Origin of the sequence: Mycolicibacterium austroafricanum (assembly GCF_000612725.1) — a bacterium.
Lineage (GTDB): Bacteria > Actinomycetota > Actinomycetes > Mycobacteriales > Mycobacteriaceae > Mycobacterium > Mycobacterium austroafricanum.
This window is the reverse complement of the sequence record NZ_HG964461.1, coordinates 109,445-131,705: the sequence shown is the minus strand read 5'-3', so window position 1 is coordinate 131,705 and position 22,261 is coordinate 109,445. Positions and strand designations below refer to the sequence as shown.

The 22,261-nt window shown below is 67.7% G+C and carries 21 protein-coding genes; 11 read left to right on the top strand and 10 right to left on the bottom strand.

Annotated elements, in window-relative coordinates:
• Positions 1-32 precede the first annotated feature (32 nt).
• Positions 33-674, bottom strand: coding sequence for a TetR/AcrR family transcriptional regulator (locus BN976_RS30430; RefSeq protein WP_235622185.1), 642 nt, complete (start codon positions 672-674; stop codon positions 33-35).
• Between the two features lie 60 nt (positions 675-734).
• On the opposite strand from BN976_RS30430, the gene BN976_RS30425 reads away from it, so the two are divergent.
• Positions 735-2,072 (top strand): FAD-dependent monooxygenase, encoded by a 1,338-nt coding sequence (locus BN976_RS30425; protein ID WP_109489694.1) that lies wholly within the window; start codon positions 735-737, stop codon positions 2,070-2,072.
• Complete coding sequence (locus BN976_RS30420; protein ID WP_109489693.1) at positions 2,069-3,517, top strand: MFS transporter; 1,449 nt, start codon at positions 2,069-2,071, stop codon at positions 3,515-3,517. Before BN976_RS30425 ends, BN976_RS30420 begins: the two co-directional genes overlap by 4 nt.
• On the opposite strand, the gene BN976_RS30415 is transcribed toward BN976_RS30420, so the two are convergent.
• The 8 genes from BN976_RS30415 to BN976_RS30380 form a co-directional block, all read right to left on the bottom strand.
• A complete protein-coding gene (locus BN976_RS30415; RefSeq protein ID WP_011783015.1) occupies positions 3,514-3,864 on the bottom strand; it encodes a cupin domain-containing protein in 351 nt (116 codons plus the stop codon). The two genes, BN976_RS30420 and BN976_RS30415, sit on opposite strands and share 4 nt — an antisense overlap.
• Before the next feature lie 52 nt (positions 3,865-3,916).
• A complete protein-coding gene (locus BN976_RS30410; RefSeq protein WP_036377153.1) occupies positions 3,917-6,061 on the bottom strand; it encodes a DNA gyrase subunit A in 2,145 nt (714 codons plus the stop codon).
• Between the two features lie 20 nt (positions 6,062-6,081).
• A complete protein-coding gene (locus tag BN976_RS30405) occupies positions 6,082-8,124 on the bottom strand; it encodes a toprim domain-containing protein (protein WP_036377150.1) in 2,043 nt (680 codons plus the stop codon).
• Between the two features lie 176 nt (positions 8,125-8,300).
• Entirely contained in the window at positions 8,301-8,654 is a 354-nt protein-coding gene (locus tag BN976_RS30400) for a VOC family protein (protein ID WP_036377147.1), read from the bottom strand.
• Positions 8,655-8,803: 149 nt separating this feature from the next.
• Complete coding sequence (locus BN976_RS30395; RefSeq protein WP_036377144.1) at positions 8,804-10,306, bottom strand: serine hydrolase domain-containing protein; 1,503 nt, start codon at positions 10,304-10,306, stop codon at positions 8,804-8,806.
• A 122-nt stretch (positions 10,307-10,428) separates the two neighbouring features.
• On the bottom strand, positions 10,429-12,033 hold the full coding sequence (locus BN976_RS30390) for a GMC family oxidoreductase (protein WP_036377141.1): 1,605 nt from the start codon (positions 12,031-12,033) through the stop codon (positions 10,429-10,431).
• 11 nt (positions 12,034-12,044) lie between these two features.
• Positions 12,045-13,286 (bottom strand): erythromycin esterase family protein, encoded by a 1,242-nt coding sequence (locus tag BN976_RS30385; protein ID WP_051558662.1) that lies wholly within the window; start codon positions 13,284-13,286, stop codon positions 12,045-12,047.
• Positions 13,277-14,284 carry a molybdopterin-dependent oxidoreductase gene (locus tag BN976_RS30380; protein ID WP_051558661.1) on the bottom strand — a complete coding sequence of 336 codons (1,008 nt, stop codon included), beginning with the start codon at positions 14,282-14,284 and terminating at the stop codon, positions 13,277-13,279. Before BN976_RS30380 ends, BN976_RS30385 begins: the two co-directional genes overlap by 10 nt.
• A 146-nt stretch (positions 14,285-14,430) precedes the next feature.
• On the opposite strand from BN976_RS30380, the gene BN976_RS30375 reads away from it, so the two are divergent.
• The 6 genes from BN976_RS30375 to BN976_RS30350 all read left to right on the top strand — a co-directional run bounded on the left by BN976_RS30375 (position 14,431) and on the right by BN976_RS30350 (position 19,278).
• Positions 14,431-14,760 (top strand): ArsR/SmtB family transcription factor, encoded by a 330-nt coding sequence (locus tag BN976_RS30375; protein WP_011783007.1) that lies wholly within the window; start codon positions 14,431-14,433, stop codon positions 14,758-14,760.
• A 2-nt stretch (positions 14,761-14,762) separates the two neighbouring features.
• The gene (locus tag BN976_RS30370) at positions 14,763-15,230 is read left to right on the top strand and encodes an SRPBCC family protein (protein ID WP_036377137.1); all 468 of its coding nucleotides are present in this window, start codon (positions 14,763-14,765) and stop codon (positions 15,228-15,230) included.
• A gap of 177 nt (positions 15,231-15,407) precedes the next feature.
• The gene (locus tag BN976_RS30365; RefSeq protein ID WP_036377255.1) at positions 15,408-16,319 is read left to right on the top strand and encodes an Rv1678 family membrane protein; all 912 of its coding nucleotides are present in this window, start codon (positions 15,408-15,410) and stop codon (positions 16,317-16,319) included.
• A 3-nt stretch (positions 16,320-16,322) separates the two neighbouring features.
• Positions 16,323-17,450: an Rv1679 family acyl-CoA dehydrogenase gene (fadE16, locus tag BN976_RS30360; protein ID WP_036377134.1), complete on the top strand. Its 1,128-nt coding sequence runs from the start codon at positions 16,323-16,325 to the stop codon at positions 17,448-17,450.
• 11 nt (positions 17,451-17,461) lie between these two features.
• Complete coding sequence (locus BN976_RS30355; RefSeq protein WP_036377132.1) at positions 17,462-18,286, top strand: Rv1680 family SBP-like protein; 825 nt, start codon at positions 17,462-17,464, stop codon at positions 18,284-18,286.
• The gene (locus BN976_RS30350; RefSeq protein WP_036377130.1) at positions 18,280-19,278 is read left to right on the top strand and encodes an Rv1681 family radical SAM protein; all 999 of its coding nucleotides are present in this window, start codon (positions 18,280-18,282) and stop codon (positions 19,276-19,278) included. The genes BN976_RS30355 and BN976_RS30350 overlap by 7 nt, the downstream gene beginning before the upstream one ends.
• A 95-nt stretch (positions 19,279-19,373) precedes the next feature.
• Here the strand turns inward: BN976_RS30350 and BN976_RS30345 are convergent, their stop codons facing one another.
• A complete protein-coding gene (locus tag BN976_RS30345; RefSeq protein WP_036377128.1) occupies positions 19,374-20,195 on the bottom strand; it encodes an alpha/beta fold hydrolase in 822 nt (273 codons plus the stop codon).
• 73 nt (positions 20,196-20,268) lie between these two features.
• Between BN976_RS30345 and BN976_RS30340 the strand changes: the two genes are divergently transcribed.
• The 3 genes from BN976_RS30340 to BN976_RS33055 all read left to right on the top strand — a co-directional run bounded on the left by BN976_RS30340 (position 20,269) and on the right by BN976_RS33055 (position 22,241).
• Complete coding sequence (locus BN976_RS30340) at positions 20,269-20,862, top strand: TetR/AcrR family transcriptional regulator (RefSeq protein ID WP_011782997.1); 594 nt, start codon at positions 20,269-20,271, stop codon at positions 20,860-20,862.
• Between the two features lie 35 nt (positions 20,863-20,897).
• On the top strand, positions 20,898-21,860 hold the full coding sequence (locus BN976_RS30335) for an esterase family protein (protein WP_036377126.1): 963 nt from the start codon (positions 20,898-20,900) through the stop codon (positions 21,858-21,860).
• A 126-nt stretch (positions 21,861-21,986) separates the two neighbouring features.
• On the top strand, positions 21,987-22,241 hold the full coding sequence (locus BN976_RS33055) for a hemerythrin domain-containing protein (protein WP_375167668.1): 255 nt from the start codon (positions 21,987-21,989) through the stop codon (positions 22,239-22,241).
• The last annotated feature ends 20 nt before the right edge of the window (positions 22,242-22,261 follow it).

The following is a 22,261-nucleotide window of genomic DNA, read 5'->3' as shown; positions in this document are numbered from 1 at the left end:
GGGCGGCACCTGCGCTCCGGCCCAGTAGCGGCTCACGGCTCGGATCTGGGCGGCGCGGATGGTTCGCCTCGGGTGATGTTGGTGCCGAAATGCGTTGCCAGCGGCAGAAATATGTCATCAACGATCCCGAGGATGGTCTGCGGTGACACCGCCGTCATGGTCATGAGCAGTTCGTGTCGCAGGAGGTCCGCCGGCAGCGAGACGACGCGGGCCGGTGGCATGGCCGCGAGTTCGCCGCGGAGGACGGCACGCTCGACGATCTTCTCCATGGAACTCGGCCCCTGCGGAACGAACAAGGAGCGAAGCTCGTGCGGTGAGCCGCCGGCCTCGTCGAAGTAGGCGCCGAGTCGCGCGGCGAGCAGGCCGATGGTCCGGGATCGCCGGTCGTTGAAGGCGGTCAGGATCGCCAACACGTCGCCGCGCAGGGTCCCGGTGTCGGGCGTCGGGATCATGTCGACCTCGCCGCGGTGACGGATCACCGCCTTGAGTAGGTCCAACCGGGACGGCCAGCGCCGGTACAGCACCGAACGCGCCGACCCCGACCTCGAGGCCACCGCGTCGATGGTGAATCGCTCATAGCCGGCCTCGATGAGTTGCTCCCAACCTGCGTCCAGGATCGCGGACTCCAGCGCGGCGCCGCGCCGCCGCTGCACTTCCGAATTCGTAGAGGACACTTGCGTAGCTTATCGCGCGCGGTTACCGTCGGCTTAAGCAACGCGCGTGTTGCTAATCGGATGTGTCTCCCGCGTCCGGGGCGGCCCAGCGTTGAGTCACACGGCGGCGACGTTCGTGCTCCACGATCGGAGGATCTGATCACCATTCCCACCGCCCTGATCTCCGGTGCAAGCATCGCCGGCCCCGTACTGGCCTATTGGCTGGCAGAGGCCGGCTGGGACGTCACCGTCGTCGAACGCGCCGACCGCCTGCGCACCGGCGGCTACCCGGTCGACATCCGCGGCACCGCAATCGATGTCGTCCGCCGAATGGGCCTTTACGAGCAGATCTCGGCGCAGCGTTACCGACACGTACCGGTGGTGCTGCTGACGCCCGGCGGACGCCGGCTGTGCACACTGGACTACGGCAATCTGCTGAGCAGCGCCGGCAGCGCAGACGTGGAGCTTGCCAAGGGCGCGCTGAGCGAAATCCTTTACCGGGCAACGGCGGATCAGGTCTCCTACGTCTTCGGTGACTCGACCGCGGCGGTGACCCAGGCGGGCCGGTGTGTCGACGTCGCCTTCGACCGCGGTGCACCCCGGACCTTCGACGTCGTGATCGGCGCCGACGGTATCCACTCCGCCGTGCGCAGGCTGACATTCGGCGCCGAACAAAGTTTCATCCGCCACTTGGGCCCGTACGCCGCGGTCTGGGATGTGCCGACCGACATGTTCGCCCCGGGAACGGGGTTCCTCTATTCGCATGCAGGGCGCACGGTCGTGGTCGAGCGCCCGGCCGACGGTGGCGCCGCCCGCGCGTTCCTCACCTTCGTCCACCGGGCGCCGGGCACCGTGAACCTGCGCGACGCCGACCAGATCCTTGCCGCCCTGCGCGAGGCGTTCGCCGAGGACAACTGGCGCACCCACGACATCATCGAGACCCTGCCGGACGCCGACGACGTCTACTTCGATTCCGTCAGCCAGGTCCGCATGGATTGCTGGAGTGCCGGTCGTGTGGCACTCGTCGGCGACGCCGGCTACGCGCCGGCGTTCCTATCGGGGCAGGGCACCAGCATCGCGATCGCCGGTGCGTACGTGCTGGCCGGTGAGTTGGCAAGGCATCGACAGCCGGAGCAGGCCTTCGCGGCGTACGAGCACCGACTGCGCGGTTACGTGGAGAAGAACCAGAACCTGGCATTGCGCACGAGCTCTACCGTGCTGTCCCGCACCATCGGACAACTGTTGCGCCGCAACGTCAAACTGTCTGCAGTGCCGTGGCTACATCGGCTCGGCCTCCTGCACCTGCTGCAGTCCGAGCTCCGGACCGCCGCCGTCGATCTGGCGCTGACTCAGCACGATCTGCCGTCGGTCTCGGGAATTCCCGAAGCGCGCCGCACGGCACCAGGAGATGCATCGTGACAAAGACTCTGGACACGCCCGCCCCCGGCCCCCTGCAGCAGCTGGGGCGCAAGCGGCTCGTCCTGTGGGCGGCCGTTCTGACACTTGCCAATGTCCTGGCCGACGTGGTCGTCGGTTCACCCCTGATGGTCCTTCCCCTGCTGCTGGACCACTTCGACACCGACCAGGCCGGCTGGCTGAATGCAGGTGCGATGCTGGCCGGCGCCATCTGGTCGCCGCTGCTGGCGAAAAGCTCCGACATCTTCGGCAAGCGCCGCATCCTCACCGGCACACTGCTGCTCGCAGGCGTGGGAGCCGTGGTCTGTCTCGTTGCCCCGACCCTGTGGATCTTCCTGGTGGGCCGTTTCCTGCAGGGCGCGGCGTTCGCGGCGGTCTTCCTCACGGTGGCCCTCGCGCGCCAGATCTGCTCCCCGCGGCTGGCGATGGCCATCGTCGGTGTCGTGACGTCCGGCTCGTCGCTCGTCGGAATCATCGAGCCGTTCCTGATGAAGCCGGTCATCGACATGTTCGGCTACCGAGGTGTTTTCGTGGCGGCGGCGCTGCTCGCCGTCGGAGCCGCGTCGTGCGTGCGGATCTTCATCCCGGAGTCGCCGATTCGCAGTACCGGCCGGGTCGACATTGGCGGAGCGCTTCTGCTCGGCGGCGGCCTTGGTGCGGTGCTCGCCTACATCAGCCTCGGCAGAGACCTCGGATGGTTGTCCGGGACAATGATCCTGCTGCTGGCGGCCGGCGGTGTGGCGTTGGCCGGCTGGGTGTTGCTGGCGCTACGCGTCGACCAACCCGTCATCGACATCCGGGCCTTGACGCGCCCGATCCTGTTGACTCTGCTGGCCCTGGTCCTGGCCGCAGGAGCGTTCCGGAGCGTGTTGCAACTGACCGGCATCATCGCCCAGGTACCACCGGACCTGGGGCTCGGATACGGGTTGGGCAATGGTGAGGCGGTGGCAGTGCTACTCGCCGCGCCCAATCTCGGCATCGTCATCGGCGGGGTGTGCGCCGGGTGGCTCGCCGGGCGGGTCGGCCCGGCGCTGCCCCTGCTCGTCGCCATCGCCGTCGGGGCGGTCGGCACTTTCGCGATGTTGGCCGGTGTATCCGTGCTGCCGGTGGCCGTCGCGTGCGGCGCCTTGCTCGGGATGGCCGCCGGCGCGATCGGGGCCTCCGGATACAACCTGGCCATCAGCCTCGAAGTGCCTGAGCGCCAGGGCGCGATCGCCGGCCTGGTCTCGGTGGTGCTGGCCCTCGGATCGGTGATCGTCAATGTGGTCGGGGCCGAGGTGCTGAAGGGGACGCAGATACCGGGCGTCTTCGCCGGCGGCGCCCCGGCCAGCACGGTGACAGGTGTGTACCTCTACGTGGCGATGGCGGGATCACTCTTCGTTGTCGCTGCGGTGCCCGCGCTCATCCTGGCGCGTGCGACGACGACTCGCGACCTGCGGGGGAGCTAGTGTGCGGTGAGGTAGACCTTGCGCAACGGGGTCCGCACTGTCCACACCGTTTGCGTACCCGCCGCCAGTCGCACCACGTCGCCGGCGCTCAGCTCCAAAGACGAAGTGCCGTCGGCGAAATCGACACGTGCCGAACCGGATATGACGACGAACAGTTCGTCGACCTCCGTGTCGGCCATGACGCCTTCGGTCATCTCCCAGACGCCGACTTCCAGACCGGCGAACATACCCAGGACGGCGGTCCCGGTGTGCGGCTGTCCACCGGCAGATTCGGTGTCCGGGACCGGGGTCATCTCCAGAGGCGCCGCAACGGCGCTGACGGCCGAGTTGGCCGTGAAATCATTCATGTCGCAATCCTCCTGAGTCTGGGGAAAGACGCATCTGGACCGTGATCGCGGCCTAGCCGGCGGGTGTCACGTCAACGCCGGAACCCTTGATCGACGCCTTCGCCCGATTCTCGGCGCGCACCGCCTTCTTGCCGCGCACGTATCCGGTCGCCGAGATCGTCGCCGCCAACACGGCATCCTCACCCTTGACGAACGGATGGAACCCGACGCCGACGCCACCACGGCCCTTCACCGGGATGTCGGCGACTTCGGTGACCTTCCAACTCTTTTCGGAGATCGACAGGAGGGCCTCGCCGTTCGCACACGACACCGGCAATGCGGCGATGACTGCGTCCTCCGGGTCACCGGCCGCAAGCTTCACCCCGGCCACCCCGTTGCCTGCCGCGCCCTGCGGATTCACCGCGGCGGGGTCGATACGCAGAATCTTGCCGCGCCGCGTCACCAGCGCCAGGTGGTAGCCGGGCGCCAGCACGCCGGAGCACAGCAGCCCGGTGATGTCCGGGGCCACCGGGATGTCGCGGATCTTGAACGGCAGCCCGTTGCCGGTGGTGAACTTCACGCGCCCGTCGGTCCACACCGCCCAACCCAGACCCGAGGTGAGCAGGTCGCCGTGGCTGTCGGAGAACACCCCCCGGTCGTCGAGACGCCAGGCGGCGTTGACCTTGCGCTCGCGCGGCCCGTCCTCGTCGGCGCCGGCTGACACCGGGGTGGCGTCGAAGTCCAGCACCGTGCGCCGGTCGAACTCGGGGCCTTTGAACAGCTTCGCGGTCTCCACGAGCTCCTCGTCGATCACCTTCCGGCGCGCGTCGGGGTTGGCCACCAGTTCGGTCAGCTCGGCGAACTCGGCGTCCAGCTTCTCAGCCTCGGCCTGCAACTCGATCACGTCGAGCTTGGTGAGCCGGCGCAGCTGCAGCGCCAGCACGTAATCGGCCTGTTCGGCGTCGATCCCGAACCGTTCCTGCAACCCCTGCCGGGCCTCGTCGACGGTCTCGGATCCGCGGATCACCGCGACGGCGGCGTCGATGTCCAGGTGGATGGTCATCAGACCGGCCACCAAATGCCTTCGCGCGGTGACCTTCTCCAGTCGGTACTCGCTGCGCCGGACCACCACCGAGTCGCGCAGGTGCAGGAATGCGGAGATCAGCTCCCGCACCGACCACCAGCGCGGTACCCGGTTTTCGTCGAGTGCCACCAGGCTGGCGGCGAACGTCGACTCCAGCGGTGTCAGGGCCAGCAGTTGCTCGCGGATCTGCTCGGCGCTGTGGCCGCGTTTGGCGGTGACCACGATGCGCAGCCCGTTGCGGCGGTCGGTCAGGTCCGACATGTCCGCCACACCGGACAGTTCCCCGGACTCGACCAGCGCCCGGATCCTGTCCTGGACAGTGTTGCTCGCGACACCGGGCGGCAGCTCGGTGACGATGCAGTTCTTCCCGTCGACGGACACCGTGCCGCGCACCGTGAACTGGCCGCGACCCGTGGTGATGTACTCCCGCAGCCCGGTCTCCCCGACCACGGTGGCCCCGCAGCCCCAGTCGGGACCCGGGATGAGTTTCACCAACCTGTCGTCGGTCATGTTCGGGGTTTTCAGCAGCGCCCGGCAGGCCGCCATCACCTCGCGGGGATTGTGCGCGGGCACCTTGGTGGCCCACCCCTCGGCGATGCCGACCGCGCCGTTGCACAGCAGCACCGGCCACCTGGCCGGCAGCCACGTCGGCTCGGTCCACTCGCCGTCGAACGTCGGGACCATCGGCACCGCATGATTGTCGAGTTCGGCGGTCAGCGCCGCCCCCGGGGCGGACAGCCGCATCTCGGTGTAGCGGTCGGCCGCGGGAATGTCACCTTGGATGCGCGGGAAAGCGCCCTGTCCGTCAATGACCTTCACGCGTTGGAACTCGGCGGCCATCAGCGCCGCGGCCCCGTACATCGACGCGCCGCCGTGCGGGTGCAGATTGCCGGTGACCGCGGAGCAGATCTTCGAGGACTTCTGCGGCTTGTTACCGGGCAGCAGTTTGGAGTCGTGCATCTGGTAGAGCAGTCGTCGCTGACCAGGCTTGAGCCCGTCGAACGCGGACGGGATGGCGCGGTCACTGACGCTGTAGAGCGCGAACGTGAGCTGGTACTGGTTCCAGTAGTCGTCGGCGCTCTGGTCCAGCACCAGGTCGGGGTTCTGCTCGGGAACGTCCAGGGTGGCGGTCACAGTCTTCTACCTACGATCTCTCAAGTCAGATCCAGCGCGGAGGTGTCGATGCGGGAGGCCACGTCGGCCATCCACGTGCGTCGGCCCTCCGGCGGTCCGCCGAACAACGTGTGATGCAGCTTCTTCTCACCATCGTCCGGATGAACCCGAATCACGGTGCGCCGCTGCGGATCCAGCACGGTGGTCCAGAAGTCGTCGGCATCCATCTCGCCGAGGCCCTTGTTGCGCTGCACCTCCACCCGCTTCTTGGAGGTCGCCTTCAGCTGGGCCACCGCGGCGTCACGCTCGGACTCGTCCTGGCAGTAGATCCGCTCGTCACCGTTCTTGACCACGAACAGGGGCGGCAGCGTCACGTACACCATCCCGGCCTCGACCAGGGGACGGTAGAAGTCCAGGAACATCGAGATCAGGCTGGAGTTGATGTTGCCGCCGTCGGGGTCGGCATCGGAGGCGAACAGGATCCGGTCGTATCGGCACAGTTCCGGGTCACAGTGGTCACGCACCCCGCAGCCCAGGATGCGCTCGATCGAGTCGAACTCGTCCTTGACCCGGGCCTTGCTCAAGGCGAACCCGTAGACGTTGGGCGGCTTGCCTTTCAGCGGGAAGGCAGCCTGAAAGGTGGCGTCGCGCGCGGCTTTGATGGTGCCGAGCGCCGAGTCGCCCTCGCACAGGAACAGCTCGGCACCGGACCCGCGGCCGGTTTCCCTGCTGGGCAGCAGCTTCGGCGGAAGGGACAGGTTCGTTCCGAGGCCTTTGGCCTTCGACGCCGCGCGGGACCGGGCCTTGGCGCCCTCGGCGCTGCGCCGGGCCCGGGCGGCCTCGAGCGCCAGCTTGGTCCACAGCGACACGGCGTCGTTGTTGGCCGGGTTGGCCGCCCAGATGGTGACGCTGCGCGCCACGTCCGGTGCCATGGCCAGGTTCAGCGACCGCGAGGACACTGCGGTCTTGGCCTGGGAGTCCCATGCCACGTCGGGGGCGCGGGTGTCGACGGCCAGCGCGGTGACCGCGGCGAAATCCTGTGGCTCCGGACCGTCCTCACCTTTGGCCAGGCCCAGGTCACGGATGCGGGAAGCGCGGTCGGCCAGGGCTTCGGACAGCCCCTTCACCGCGGCGGTCAGGTGCGATCCGCCGCCGGGGGTGCGCACGGTGTTGCAGAACGCCGCCACCGTCGCCGGTTCGGCCGGACCCGCGGTCAACGACCAGCGGAACGGGGTCGGGCCGCGGCCGGTGGTGTACTCGCCGCGGCCCTCCACGACCGCGCGCACGCCGGGCAGCGGAGTGCCTGCCGCGGTGCACATGAGGTCCAGCAGGGTATCCGTGCCCCACGGACCGCTGAACGGCTCGATCAACGCCGGCGGAATCTCCTCACCGGGCCAGCCTTCGTCGACGACGACCAGGTGCACGCCGGGTGACATCCGCGCGGCGGCGTGTGCCCGCAGCAGCACCTCGCCGACATCGATGGTGGAATCGGGGACGACGGCCGCGTCGAACAGGATGCGGACCGTGGTGCCGTGCGCGTCGGGCTTGCGGTTGCCGGAACCGCGCAGTTTCTGCGTGTCGGCGCGGGTGAACGGGGCGTTCGGGTCGAACCCCCGGCCCCCGGCGTCGTCGAACACCCCGGGGTAGCCGCCGCCGAAGCTCTGCAGGTAGGTCTTTCCGGCCCGACGCACGGTCACGTCGGTGCGCGCGGAGATGAACACCGCTGCCGCGGCGCCGATTCCGTTCAGTCCGGCACCGGTGCTGGCAGCGTCGGTGTGGGCGGAGAACTTGCCGCCCGCCCGGGCGGTGCCCAGGGTCTTGACGATCCCGTTCTTCCCGGTGACCGGGTCGGAGTCGACGGGCAGGCCGCGGCCGTCGTCGGCGACGCTGACCGATCCGTCGGCGTGCAGGGTGATGGTGACGGTGGATCCGCCGTGGCTGGGATCGGCGACCTCTTCGACCGCGTTGTCCACCAGTTCGCGCAGCGCCGTGTTGAGCACGTCGAGGCCCAGGTTCACCGCCGGCCGCAGGCGCGTGTGCTGGACATCATCGAGTTCGGTGATGTCCGCGGCGTTGTAACTCACTGCTCGTTCTCTCCGTCAGGGCCGGGTGGTGTGCCCGAGGAATGGTAGACGGCCGACCCGACATCGTCGCGCATCCGCGGCGGTGAGTGCGGCAGGCCAACCCGCCTGGCAGAACTCGCGACTCCGATTACCTCCGTCAGAGAGCCGAGTTCTCAGTGGTCACGCAGGTCGGGACGTCAGCGCGCCAGCGGCTTGTAGAAGACCAGGCCGTTGCCTTTGTTGTCGTAGACCACAGCACGGCGCTCGTGTGCGTCGTCGTACGGAGCCCTCACGATGCCACCACCGCTGGCCTCGATGGCCTTCGCCGCGGCGTCGACGTCGTCGGTCTTGATGCCGACGACGACCTGTCCCGGAATGGGGTGGTCCACCGGGGTCGCCAGCGCCAGAGTGATGGACCCGCCGTCGAGGGCCGCGAAATGCGCCCCGTCACGAAACTTCAGCGGCATGCCCAGGGTTTCGCTGTAGAACTTGATTGATTCGTCCAGATCGTCGGTTGACAAGACGATCATCCGAACTTCGTGTTCGCTCACGTATTCCTCCTGCGACGGAGATTCTCCCCGGTCAGGACTGGACTTTACTCAGGCGTCAGCGAGTCGGAGCACGCCGAGACTGCGGTGACGGCCGCGGGAAGCGAACATCCACAGCCGTCAGCGCAATTTCGGCGACTCGACTCCGGCTGCTACCGGTAGAGGCCCAGGGCCTGCGCGGTCGCAGTGGCCACCTCGCCGCTCAGGTTCACAATCGGCGGGCCGCCCGGTTGATGGATCACGTTCGCCAGGACCACCACGTAGGTGTCCGACCCCGGGTCCATCCACAGCGTCACGCCGGTAAAGCCGGCGTGGCCGAAGCTGCCGACGGGGAAGAGCGTGCCGCGTGGCCGGGAATGTGCCGTATCGATGTCCCAGCCGAAGCCGCGGAGATCTTGTCCCGGAACCGCCGGGTAGTTCCGGGCTGTGCTGTCGGGGTCATTCTCGGTGGCCGTCCGGATGGCGTCGTTCGCCGCCTCGAGTTGTCCGGGGGTGTGCCCGGGCTGCTGCGGAGTCGTCATCATCTCCAGGGTGGAGCGGGTCAGCGGGAATGCGCTCGGCCGGCCGGCGAGGCCATCGAGCAGCGCCTGGGCGAACCGGCCGACGTCGCCGACCGTCGAGAACACCCCGGCGCTGCCGGTCACTCCGCCCATCCGACGCGCCGTCGGGTCGTGCACCGTTCCGCGGAGGAGGTGCCCGTAGTCGGGGTTGAGGCCCGGGGTGTCTCCGTCGCGCGCGGTCGGGGCGATGCGCGGCAGGAGTGCGGTACTCCACATCCCGGCCGGACACTGTCCGATCCAGGGTGGATAGTGACCGAGCGCGACGGTCGTCCCCCGGATCTCGTGTGGTCCACAAGTTTTCGCCGCCGGAAGGTAGCGGGTGTCGGTCATACCGAGCGGAGCGAAGACACGGTCCCGCACGTAGCTGTCCAACTGTTCGCCGGTGAGCTTCTCGATGATCGCGCCGACCAGGATGAAGTTGATGTCGGAGTAGTGGAAGATCTCGCCGGGATCGAACACCACCCACGCGGCGAGGGCACGGCGAATGCCGTCTGCTTTGTCCGGCTTGTCCAACCCCCACGGACCGTCCAGGCTCAGGTCGCCCGCCAACCCCGACGTGTGGGTGAGCAGCATGCGCAGCGTCACCTGGGCGCGGCGTGGATCGCCCGCCGGGTTGAACTCGGGAAGGTAGGTCTGCACCGGCTCGTCGATCCGGACCAGACCCCGCTCGTACAGCTGCAGGAACGCTGGTGCGGTCGCGAGGCTTTTGCTCAACGACGCCAGGTCGAAGATCGTGTCCTCGGTCATCGGTTCGGCCGGGGCGGGCGACCCGTCCAGTCCGGGTTCGCCGGCGAGCTTGCGCGAGCCGAACGCCTGACGGAAGACGATCTTTCCGGCGTGCCCGATCTGGACCACCGCGCCCGGCAGCCGATGTGCGGCGATCGCATCGTGCATCAGTTGGGAGACGGCTGCGAAATCCGCTACGGGATCAACCTCCGTCGCAGTCGCAGTCGCAGTCGCAGTCGGCGTGCCCGTATTCGGTGGTGGTGGGTCCGTCGGATGCCCAGGCTGCCCGCACGACGGGGCGGTAGCGAGGGTGAGCAGGAGACTTCCGGCGGCGCAGAGCCGCGCGACGCGCGAGCCCGGCACCGTCATCCTCTCGACGGTAGTGAGACCCCGGCCGGACGGCACCCGATTTGTCGTACTCGGTACTTCGCCACCGCGCCGGGAGAGCCCGCTGGGTCGCGAGGCTGGCCGCCCGAGAGGACTTCGCGCGGCTACCCGCCCGAGAGGATGAGGTCGGATGCGCGCCACGCCATCGCCATCACGGGTCCGTTGAGATTTCCCGAGACCATCGTCGGCATCACCGAGCAATCCATGATCCGGAGATTGCGGACTCCGCGCACGCGGAGTGCGGAATCCACCACGTCGTCGTCTTCCGGTCCCATCGCGCACGTTCCGATGGCGTGGTAACCGCAGTAGCCCTGTGTGAGCGCGGAATCGATGATCGCCTGGTCGCTGGAAACGTCGGCGCCGGGGCGGGTTTCGGCGACAAGGTGGTCGGCGACGGGGGACTGGCTGAACAGCCGGCGCATGGTGCGGAAAAGAGCTGCGCCGTTCTCGCGGTCGTGCGTGGTGATGAGAAAACCGGGGTCGATGTCCAGGGGTGCTTCCGGATCGGACGAGGTGATGGCCACCGAGCCTTCGCTGTCGGGGCGAAGGAGGTATCCGATCGCCTGAATTCCCGGGTCGCGTTCGACGGTCGCTTCTTTGCCCTGCTCGTATGGCGCCAGTGAGAAGGGCGCCATCAGAATCTGGGCGTCCGGCCGCTCAAGTTCCGGTGACGTCTTGAAGAAGCCGATGACGTCGAAGGCCGCCCCGGCGAGCGGACCGCGGCGGGTCGCCAAATAGCGTGCGGCAGTGAATGCTTGACGAAGCGGCGTGCTGAGCTGTCGGTTGTAGCCGACGGGCCGGTCGAGTCGGAACTGTAGGGCAAAACAGCGATGTTCTCGCATGCGGCGGCCGACGTTGGGACTGTCCGCGAGGGTGTCGATACCCAAGCCGCGGAGCAGCGAACGATCGCCGATGCCTGACAGCTGAAGCAGTCTCGGTGTCGAGATGCTGCCCAGGGAAAGAAGGACTTCGCGACCGGCGGTGCAGACGGCTGCGCCGCCCTTGGAAGTGGTCGCCTGCACGCCGATCGCTTTGTCTGCCTTGAACAGAATTCGATTGACGGTGGTGTCGGTCGCGATCGTGAGGTTCGGGCGGTGAGCAACCGGATGGAGGAACGCGCGCGCAGCGCTGACGCGCTGGCCGTTCCTGATGGTTCGGGGCGCGGGGCCGATCCGTGCGGCGTCGCTGCCGTTGACGTCGTCAGTCGCCGACCAACCCAACTTTTCGCCGGCCGCGATGACGTCGTGGCAGATCCGGGGTAGGTGGGCATCGATCGAGATCTCAAGAGGCCCTCCGGTTCCCCGCGTCGGATCCGGGCCGAGTTCGTGGTTCTCGATGGCGCGGAACGCCGGAAGGATGTGGTCCCAGCCCCAGGCCGGGTTTCCCAGCGCTGCCAACGCGTCGTAGTCGGGAGCACTGCCCCTGTTGTAGACCATTCCATTGACCGAACTCGAACCGCCCAGGGTTTTTCCCCGCACCCATTGCTCGACGATCTGGGAGGGGCCGATGGGCCGGACCGGAAAATGCCAGGTGAGTTTCGGGTCGCCCAGGATCTTGCCGACGCCTTTCGGTATCCGGATCATCGGGCCGCGGTCTCTTCCGCCGGCCTCGATGAGAAGAACGTTGACGCGGGGGTCTTCGGAAAGCCGGTGGGCCAGGACGCAGCCTGCCGAACCGGCCCCCACAATGATGTAGTCGAAATCAGTCACGCTGGCCTCGCTCAGAAGTGCACGTCGGGTTGGCGAGTAACCCGCGGGTGATTGACCACTGCGTCGAACGCGGCACTGACGTCAGTGTCGACCACCGCTGACTGTGATCTAATCCCTTGTGTCGGAGCGTATTTCGGGCAGGGGCGGACGTCGGTCAACGTCGGCTGCTGCGCCGCCGCGGCGGTGAGGAGCGCATGCTCGAATGTTCCCGCGGCCGGCTCCGGCAGCTGCGCGTCGATCACGCGAAACCCGACGCTGCCGGCGGGGTCGAGCACCATGTCGGGAACGTGGTCGTCGGTGGTGGTCTGCGCGATGACGCGGTAGTCGTCGCCCAGGGTGCCCGCCAGGTATGACCCCATCGGCAGGGTGTAGGTGGTGCCCGCGAATACCACCGGGGTTTTCTGCACGTGGTTGTTGTGGGCCAGTACCACCACCTTGTCGTCGCCGGTTTCCCGCAGCGCCAGCACGGCGTCCGCCAGGAAGCGTTCTCTCACACTGGAGTCGAGCGGCATGCCGTCACCGGCGACGGCTTCGGCAGTGGCCTGCAGCATATACGCCGTGGCCAGCGCGGAGTGCCCGAGCAACAGCGCGGTGCGGTGGTCGCGCCCGGCATCGCGGGTTTCGTACCGTTGTCGCAGCGCGGTCATGCGCAGCACGATGCGGGCCAGCCCGGCAATCGCCGCGTCGCGGGTGGATTGGTCGAGCTCCGACCAGCGCCGGGCAGCGCTCACCCCGGAGCCGCCCTCGACGACGCCGGTGATCGCCCGCACGTCGTCCAGCGTCGACACCAGTTCCGGATCACAGTCGTGTAGATACGTTTCGAGCGGTGTCAGGGCCGGCGTGAACGCCCCTCCGGCACTGGGCAGGTCGATCCCGGCGAAACGTAGCGGGGGTACCCCCCGGGCCGCCGCCGCGGCGTTGAAATGACGCAGCCACACCATGGTGTCGCCGGCGCCCCACTCGACGGCGGCCGGACTGATCGACGACAGGTCGGCGTCTCCGTCGTCCCCGGCGTCGCCGCTGAGCCAGCTGGTCAGCTGTAACGCTTCCCCGACACCGAATTCCATTGCCACCACCTGAAAACCCGCGTGCCGATGGAGCAACTCGACGAGGTGGCGTCGGCACTGCCAGTACTCGGCGACGAAATGGGCGCCCTCACCGATCGCCACGACGTGGCTGTCGCCGACGATATCGAGCAGCGCGGCGAGTGTCCGGTCACGGTCACCGAGAGCTTGTATCCGACTCAGGTCCATGGCTCCTCATCTCGAACGTCGACCAGCACGCTGTGGACGGCATTGCGGTGTCCGGAGGTCGGCTGCACCTGCCCGAGTGACGAGGTGGCACGTGCCGCCACCTCCACCGTGCCGGGTTGAGAGGGGGTCCAGGCGGTGCTGAACCGTTGCCACTGCCAACCCCGGCAACCTTCGACCTCGGCGGCATGCCACGATCCGCCGATGCCCACGTCCACCTGGGATACCCCACCATCGGCCCACGCCCACCCCCAGATCGCGACTTCGGCGTCTCGATGCAGCGATTGCCCGGCGGCGGGGGCCACAATCAAGGATTCCGGGGCGAGCGACCACACCGGGCGAGGGTCTTCCGAGCCCGCTGCCGGTGGGTCCTGATACCACTGCGCGGTGAACGGTCCGGGCGCGCGCCGATCCGCGAGTGTGATGGTGGTCAGCCATTTGACGCTGTTGGTGCCGTAGAAGCCCGGTATCAGGAGTCGCACAGGGAAGCCGTGTTCGGCGGGAAGATCCTCGCCGTTGACTTCGTAGCACAGCAGCACATCGGCATCGACCCGTGACAGCGGAAGGTCCTTGCAGTAGGAATCGACCGCGGCGCCGGCGAAAGTGCCGCCGTCGGCGCCATAGGACCAGATGTACCGCGCCTGCGGCATGGGTCGGCAGTCGGCCAGCACATCGGCCAGTCGGGCGCCCGCCCAGGTCGCGGTGCCGACCCTGCGTGTCGGCACCGCGGGGTCGAACGGGCTGCCGCTGCACTGGTGGACCGCCGTGATTTCGGTGCGCGGGTAGCGCAGCAGCTCGTCGAACGTCAACGTGGTGGGGTGGTGTACCAGCCCCTCGATGCGCAGCGACCAACTGCCGCGATCCACTCGTGGCACTCCGAAGTGGCATAAGACAATCAGGTCAGCGGTCGAGGTGCAGCGCTCGGTGAGCGCGTGCGGCGCCGGCGGATCCCGCTTGTAGGGTCCGGCCGGATCCAGATGCGTTCTGCCCCGCAAGTCCATACCGCCAGCGTCGCTCGCCGGGCGACGGACAGCCATCCCAGATTTCTGGCCGGACCGGGGCCGGGGATCTGGCCTGTCTACGTCGCGCGTTTACATGGTTAACCAGTTACTTGACTTTCCACGGACCGATCGCAATAGTTAAGTACATGCCTAACCAATCCGGGTCCGACGGAATCGGCCGCGTGTTCCAGGCGCTCGCCGATCCGACCCGGCGGGCGATCGTCGAGCGGCTGGTGCGCCGGCCGGCGACGGTGAAGGCGCTGGCCGAGCCGCTGACGATGTCGTTGCCTGCGGTGATGCAGCATCTGCAGGTGCTGGAGGCAGCCGGCGTGATCGTCACCGAGAAGGTCGGCCGAGTGCGCAGCTGCCGGATCCAACCCGAGGCGCTGCGGGAAGCCGAGCAGTGGCTCGGCCGTCAGCGCACGGATTGGGAACGGCAGCTCGATCAACTCGACGACTATCTGAAGGGAAACTGATCATGGAGATAACGCACTCGACTTTCACGTTGGAACGTCGCTTCCCCGCCTCGGTCGAGCGGGTCTTTCAGGCCTGGGCGAATCCGGAAGCGCGGCGACGCTGGATGGCCCAAGGGGCCGATCACTCTCAGAACTTCGTGGTCGGCGGCTTCGAGACGGTCAAGGGTTTCGATGGAGAGGGACGTGCTCTCACCTATGAGGCGCGCTACGCCGAAATCGTGCTCAATGAACGAATTCTCACCACGTCGACGCTGCGCGCCGAGGACCGACTGTCGACGGTATCGGTCACCAGCGTCGAGTTCCGGGCAGAAGATGCCGACACCCGGGTGGTGCTGACCGAGCACGGAATCTACCTACCCGGCCAGGAGCAGCCCGAGTGGCGGGAACACGGAACCGCGCAGCAACTGGACACTCTGGCAGCGGAATTGGCCGTAGGTGCTGATGCGCAGGAGGAGCGTGGCGCACGTTGACCTCGTTCCTGTCGCCGCACCGCGCCGTCGGCACAGAAGCCCGACGACACGGCGCCGACACTGTCATCGCGCTGACAGTCTGGCGCTCGGCGGCACCGCTTGTCCGGTTCAGTGGTCACCCGGGGTATCAATGCCGAAACCCGGGTGCGGGCCGTCGATGGAGGTGAGACTGATCTCATGACTACGGCGAGCCCGCGCAGGGCCATCGACCTTGTCCTCTCGCCGGCGCCCGCACCGGCGAGGGCGGGCGGCATCAGCCTTACGGTGCTGCGGATCGTGGCGGGGTTGTTGTGGTTGGCGCACGTGTGGTGGAAGGTGCCGCCCGACTTCGGTGAAGCGCGCCGCACCGGCCTCTGGTTCTGGACGCATCTGGCGGTGGATCACCCGGTGTTCCCGCCGTACAGCTGGCTGGTCGAACACGTTGTGCTGCCGAACTTCACGCCGTTCGGGTGGTTGGTCCTCGTGGTGGAGACACTGCTGCCGGTGCTGTTGCTCACCGGAACCGCTGTTCGGTTGGCCGCGTTGATCGGCATCGGCCAGTCCCTGGCAATCGGGATGTCGGTGGCGCAGGCGCCCAACGAATGGCCGTGGGCGTACGCGATGATGCTCGGCATCCACCTGGTGCTGTTGCTCGCGCCGAGTGCGCAGTACGCAGCGGTGGACGCGATCCGGGCCGCCCGCAGAGACGGAGAACCCGCGCCGATCGCCAGACGGCTGCTCGGCGGATGGGGGCTGCTCCTGGCGCTCGTCGCGATCGTCGCAGCCGTCAAGTCACTCGGTGACCCGTTCGTGGCGCCGCGCGGCAGCGGCGTCGGGTATCCGCCGCTGCAGTTGTTTCTCGGCGACTACAACATGCTTGCCGCGCTGGTGCTGCTGATCGTGGCGGGCCTGATGCTTGCCGCAGCCGCCGTGCGCATCCGGGCACTCGCTGTGACTTCGGCGGCAATCGCTGCGTTGGCGGCGCTGTCCATCTACGTGCAACTCGGCCGCGGGGAGGTCTGGCTAGGCGGAAATCCAAGTACTGCCGCGGTTTTCGTGTGCGCCGCGGTAATCGCCGTCGGGGCGCGCCCTCTTCGCGTATCGTCTTGAGCCATGTATTCGACGGAGGCGTTGAATCACGTCATCTCTGTCGCCGCCGCGAGCGCCGATCAGGTCGACGCCGAGGGTGCCTACCCCGCGGCAGCGGTGGACGCGCTGCGTGGCAGCGGTTTGCTGGGTCTGGTCGTGCCCGAGGAGGCCGGCGGCCTTGGCGCAGGCCCGCAGCAGTTCGTGGACGTCGTCGGCGGGTTGGCTGCCGCGTGTGGGTCGACCGCGATGGTCTACCTGATGCACACCGCCGCGGCGGTCACCGTCGCCGCGGCGCCGCCGCCGGGCATGCCGGAGATGTTGTCCGCCATGGCTTCCGGGAATGCACTGGGCACGTTGGCGTTCAGCGAGAAGGGCTCACGTTCGCACTTCTGGGCGCCGGTGTCCACGGCCGCGTTGTCCGACGACGGTGACACGGTGAAGCTGCGGGCCGACAAGAGCTGGGTGACCTCAGCGGGTTACGCCGACATCTACATCGTGTCCGCCGGATCCACCTCCGGAGTCGCCGGCGAGGTGGATCTCTACGCGCTCCCCAGGTCTGGGGAAGGCCTCTCCGTCGTGGCGCCGTTCGCCGGCATGGGTCTGCGCGGCAACGCCTCCTCGCCGATGACTGTCGATGCGACGATCCCAGTTGTGTCCCGACTGGGGGCACAGGCCGCCGGATTCGGGCTTCTGATGGAGACGGTCCTGCCGTGGTTCAACCTCGGCAATGCCGCCGTGTCACTGGGGCTCGCCGGCTCCGCGTACGTCGCAACCATCGCGCACGTCAGCGGTGCCCGGCTGGAACATCGCGACGAGGCGTTGTCGGCCCTGCCGACGATTCGCGCGCAGATCGCGAAAATGGGAACGACTCTCGCGGCTCAACGGGCCTACCTGCGCAGTGCCGCCGCCAGTGTCAGTGCTCCCGACGAGGAGACGCTCAACCATGTGCTCGGTATCAAGGCGTCCGCCAACGACGCCGCGCTGACCATCACCGAGTCCGCCATGCGGGTGTGTGGTGGCGCTGCCTTCTCCAAGCACCTGCCCATCGAGCGGAACTTCAGGGACGCGCGGGCGGGCGCGGTGATGGCCCCCACCGCCGACGTGCTCTACGACTTCTACGGCAAGGCCGTCACCGGCCTTCCCCTGTTCTGACGCGGGAGGACATGATGAGCGACCCACTGATCGTCGGTGCTGTGGCCTACACCCCGAATGTGGTCCCGATTTGGGAGGGCATTCGTGAATACTTCGACAGCGCAGGCGAACCCGATACCGCCATGGATTTCGTCCTCTACTCGAACTACGGGCGACTGGTCACCTCGTTGATCGCCGGGCACATCGATGTCGCGTGGAATACCAACCTGGCCTACGTACGGACGGTGATGCAGACCGACGGGCACTGCGTCGCTCTGGCACAGCGCGACACCGACGTGGGCTTCACCACCGTCTTCGTCGCGCCGTCCGGCAGCGGACTGTCGGGCCCCACGTCGATCGCCGGCAAGCGCCTCGCGCTCGGCTCGGCCGATTCCGCGCATGCGGCGATCCTGCCACTGCATTACCTGACCCGCGCCGGTGTGCCCCCATCGGATCTGCAGGTCATCCGGTTCGACACAGATATCGGTAAGCACGGCGACACCGGCCGCAGCGAGCTCGACGCGATCGAAGCAATGTTGGCCGGTGAGGTCGACGTCGCCGCGATCGGCAGCAGCACCTGGGAGGCGATGGGGCGCGACGAGCTGATGGCCGGCACCCTGGAGGAGGTGTGGCGGACCGACGGATACTGCCACTGTATGTTCACCGCGCTCGACACCCTGCCGGCCCAGCGTTACACCCCATGGGTGGACAAGCTGTTGGCGATGGACTGGGACAACCCTGAGCACCGCAGAATTCTGGAACTCGAAGGACTGCGGCGCTGGGTGAGGCCGCACCTGGACGGGTACGAGCCACTGTTCGCCGCGGTGGAGGAGCAGGGGGTCGACCCTCGGTGGTGATCCTCGACCTGATGAGGTTGATGGCCACCCTGGCCGACGGTGCCATCGGCGAGATCGCCGTGGCGTCCGTCGCCGAGCGGGAGACTGCCGAAAAGTGGTGCGCGCGAAGCGGAAACACCGTGGTGCAGGCCGATCTCGACGAGACGGGGGCGGGCACGTTGACGGTGCGGCGCGGCCGCCCGCCCGATCCGCTTCTGGTTCTGGGCCCGGAGCGAATGCCGGGCGCGCGGCTGTGGATGTACACCAACTTCCACTGCAACCTTGCCTGTGACTACTGCTGCGTGGAGTCCTCGCCGCAGGCCCCGCGACGGGAGTTGGGCGCCGACCGCATCGCCCGACTGGCCAGGGAGGCAGCGGACTGGGGGGTGCGCGAGGTCTTTCTCACCGGCGGCGAGCCGTTCCTGCTCTCGGACATCGGCACCATCGTTCGCAGCTGCGCCGCGCTCCTCCCGACGACCGTGCTGACCAATGGAATGGTGTTCCGGGGCAGGGGGCTACGCGAGCTCGACACCATCCCGCGGGACAACGTGGCGCTGCAGATCAGCCTGGATTCCGCGACGCCGGAACTGCACGACTCACATCGCGGACACGGGAGCTGGGCCAGGGCGGTGGAAGGAATTCGGGTGGCGCGTGGCCTGGGCTTCCGCGTGCGGGTCGCAGCCACGGTTGCGGCGCCCGTTCCGGGCGAGCTCAAGGCCTTCCATGAGTTCCTCGACGAACTCGGCATCGCGCAGGACGATCAGGTGGTGCGGCCGGTCGCCCGGGAGGGCTCGGCCGCCGATGGCGTGCAGATAACGCGGGCATCCCTGGTGCCCGAGGTCGCGGTCACCGCCGACGGGGTCTACTGGCATCCAGTGGCAGCGATCGACGACGACGCGCTGGTCACCCGCCAGATCGAACCCCTCGCGCCGGCGCTGGACGAAATCGCGCACGCCTTTGCCGAGCTCTGGGCGCGAAAAGCAAACGCCGCGCAGCTGTTTCCCTGCGCCTGACAGAGATTCGGCGAGACCTGATCGGCTCACGATGTCCGCCGGTGACGTCGGAGCTCTGACAGGCTCCTGGGCCCCACAGTGGCGGTGCGTCCGGCTCATTGGTGCGGGGAACTCTCGGTGGTGCCAAGGGTTCGGGTCAAAAAGGGGCGCAATATCGCGAGAAAGTCCTGGGGTGCGGAGGCGAAGGGCACGTGACCGGCCGGCAGTGTCTCGAACCGGGCTCGTGGCAACGCTGTGTGGGTGGCGCGGCCGATTGGGAGCGGGATGGCGGTGTCGCGGCTTCCCCACACGATGAGTGCCGGGGCGGTCAGCTTGTCGGCGTCACGGCGTAGGTCGTGTGCGTCGGTGGCGAAGCTGCGCCACAGCGCTGCGGTCATGGCCACACCGCTCGTCGTTTTCGCCCGGGTCACGGCGCGGTCGCGCGCCGCGCGGGCCAGGTCGTTGTCTGCCTGCATGTAGAGCCTGATGAAGGCCGGGAGGATCCGGCGGGCCACCTGCGGCGTGCCCAGCGTGCGACAGAACAGCCTCATGATCGGATTCATCGGAAGGAAGCCACCCGTGTTGACCAGCACCAGTCCCGCAACCCGGTGCGGCCGGCGGATCGCCAACCGAGCGGCGGCGAATCCGCCGACGGAGTTGCCGATCAGGACGACAGGCTCCTCGCCGAGGCCGGCCACCAGGTCTTCGAGTCCGTCGGCGAGCACCGGTGCGGTCACCGCGTGCGGGTCGGGCGCCGGGGGCGAGTCGCCGCAGCCGGGCCAGTCCACGGCCACGACCCGGTGGTGCCGCGCCAAATCGGCCGAGACCGCGTCGAAATCGTGATGGTCGTGCAGGGCAGCGGGCAGCAGCACCACCGTGGGTCCTGAACCGCGCACGTGGTAGGCGAGTGTCCCGGCGCGAGTGGGCACGAGCGGCATCCGGCACCTCCTTCATTGACCGACTGGTCGGTCAAACTATAGGCTGGGGTTCTTCCGTCGTAAAGGGGACACCGTGACCAGCCCGCCGACCAAGCCGCCCACCACACGCCAGCAGGGCGCCGCTCGCACCCGTAACGCGTTGATCGACGCCGGGTTTCGCCTCGCCGCATCCGGAGGGCTGGTCGGATTGAGCGTCAACCGCATCGTCGAAGACGCCGCCGTCTCCAAGGGGAGCTTCTTTCACCATTTCGGCGACCGCGCAAGCTACCTGGTGGCGTTGCACCGCGACTTCCATGACCGGATCCTCACCGAGGCGCTGGCCATCATCGACGGATCCGCGCCCGGTGCCCGGCGACTCGCGATCGCCAGCCGCGCCTACCTCGACAGCTGCCTGACCAACCGGGCCGTGCGCGCGCTGCTGCTGGAAGCCCGTGCCGAGCCCGCCATCAACGACGCGGTACGCCAACGCAACAGTGACACAGCCGATCTCATCGAACCCGACTTCACCGCCATGGGATGGCCGCATCCGCGCCGCGCTGCCCAACTCTGGATCGGGATGACCGCCGAAGCCGCGCTGCTCGAATTCGACGCCGGCCACAAGCTCACCGATCTGCGGGCCAGCCTGGCGCGCTACATCGACGCCGACCCCGCCCTGCTCGGCAACTGACCTCCCCTCTCCCGGGACTCCTGAAAGGACCCCCGATGTTGTCCACGCACTCAAGGTTGCGCATCGCCGGGCAGATGATCGTCGCCGTCGCCGCCCTGACCGCGGCGGTGCTCGCGGCGCCGGCCACGGCGCAGGCGTTCTCCCGGCCCGGGCTGCCCGTCGAATACCTGGATATTCCGTCTCCGTCGATGGGCCGAGACGTCCGCATCCAGTTCCAGTACGGCGGACCGCACGCGGTGTTCCTGCTCGACGGACTGCGCGCCCAAGACGACTTCAACGGATGGGACATCAACACCGCGGCCTTCGAGTGGTACGACCAGTCGGGGATCTCGGTCATCATGCCCGTCGGCGGCCAGTCCAGCTTCTACACCGACTGGTACCGCCCGTCCCGGAGCAACGGCCAAACCTACACATACAAGTGGGAGACGTTTCTCACTCAGGAACTTCCGCAGTGGCTGGCGTCCCACCGAAACATCTCCCCGACCGGGCACGCTGCGGTCGGACTGTCCATGGCCGCTTCCTCGGCGCTCACGCTGGCGATCTGGCATCCCGGGCAATTCGTCTATGCTGCAGCCCTTTCCGGGGCGCTCAACCCCTCCGAGGGGTGGTGGCCCACCCTGGTCGGGATCGCCATGAACGACGCCGGCCGCTTCGACGCCGAAAGCATGTGGGGTCCCAGCAGCGACCCCGTATGGAAACGCAACGATCCCACCGAGAACCTCGGCAAGCTCGTGGCCAACAACACCCGCATCTGGATCTACTCGGGCACCGGCAAGGCATCCGACTTCGACTCCGATGCCACCGTGGGCAACCTCGCCGCCGCACAGTTCCTGGAGAAGTTCCTTGCCCGCACCAGCAGAACCTTTCAAGAGAAATACCTGGCCGCAGGCGGGCGCAACGGTGCGTTCAACTTCCCCTCCGACGGCACCCATAGCTGGAACTACTGGGGACAACAACTCCGACAGATGAAACCCGATCTACAGCGCGTGCTGGTCTGACCGAGCCGACACGGCCTACTGTCGGAGGCGACGGACTTCTGATGGGGCTGGGGATGTGCCAATACTGCGGATGTCGGGACATGCCGTTGCTGCGCGACTACATCGCGGAGCACGAGCGGGTGATGAATTGCGGCCCACATCGCCCCGCTGGTACGCGAACACCGGGAACTCGGTGCGCTGCTTGAATCCGTTGACCTGTCTAATGCGGATGACCGCGAGCAGATCCGTACGGCGGTCGACGACCTGTATGAGCACATCGCCAAGGAGGAGGACGGGTTGTTTCCGGCCTCGCTGACCTCTCTGGACGGCGAGCAGTGGGACCAGGCGATATCCGGCTGGCAGGCAGCGCACCCAGGTAAGCACATGATTGAGGCCGGCTGACACCTTCCGCCGCGGCGATA

Excerpts from the sequence above, each read along its gene's own strand:
- BN976_RS30335 (WP_036377126.1), top strand. The coding sequence starts at position 20,898 with ATGTTGTCCACGCACTCAAGGTTGCGCATCGCCGGGCAGATGATCGTC.
- BN976_RS30345 (WP_036377128.1), bottom strand. The coding sequence starts at position 20,195 with ATGCCGCTCGTGCCCACTCGCGCCGGGACACTCGCCTACCACGTGCGC.
- BN976_RS30355 (WP_036377132.1), top strand. The coding sequence starts at position 17,462 with ATGATGAGCGACCCACTGATCGTCGGTGCTGTGGCCTACACCCCGAAT.
- BN976_RS30375 (WP_011783007.1), top strand. The coding sequence starts at position 14,431 with ATGCCTAACCAATCCGGGTCCGACGGAATCGGCCGCGTGTTCCAGGCG.
- BN976_RS30370 (WP_036377137.1), top strand. The coding sequence starts at position 14,763 with ATGGAGATAACGCACTCGACTTTCACGTTGGAACGTCGCTTCCCCGCC.
- BN976_RS30395 (WP_036377144.1), bottom strand. The coding sequence starts at position 10,306 with ATGACGGTGCCGGGCTCGCGCGTCGCGCGGCTCTGCGCCGCCGGAAGT.
- BN976_RS30385 (WP_051558662.1), bottom strand. The coding sequence starts at position 13,286 with ATGGACCTGAGTCGGATACAAGCTCTCGGTGACCGTGACCGGACACTC.
- BN976_RS30380 (WP_051558661.1), bottom strand. The coding sequence starts at position 14,284 with ATGGACTTGCGGGGCAGAACGCATCTGGATCCGGCCGGACCCTACAAG.
- BN976_RS30365 (WP_036377255.1), top strand. The coding sequence starts at position 15,408 with ATGACTACGGCGAGCCCGCGCAGGGCCATCGACCTTGTCCTCTCGCCG.
- BN976_RS30425 (WP_109489694.1), top strand. The coding sequence starts at position 735 with ATGTGTCTCCCGCGTCCGGGGCGGCCCAGCGTTGAGTCACACGGCGGC.
- BN976_RS30415 (WP_011783015.1), bottom strand. The coding sequence starts at position 3,864 with ATGAATGATTTCACGGCCAACTCGGCCGTCAGCGCCGTTGCGGCGCCT.
- fadE16 (WP_036377134.1), top strand. The coding sequence starts at position 16,323 with ATGTATTCGACGGAGGCGTTGAATCACGTCATCTCTGTCGCCGCCGCG.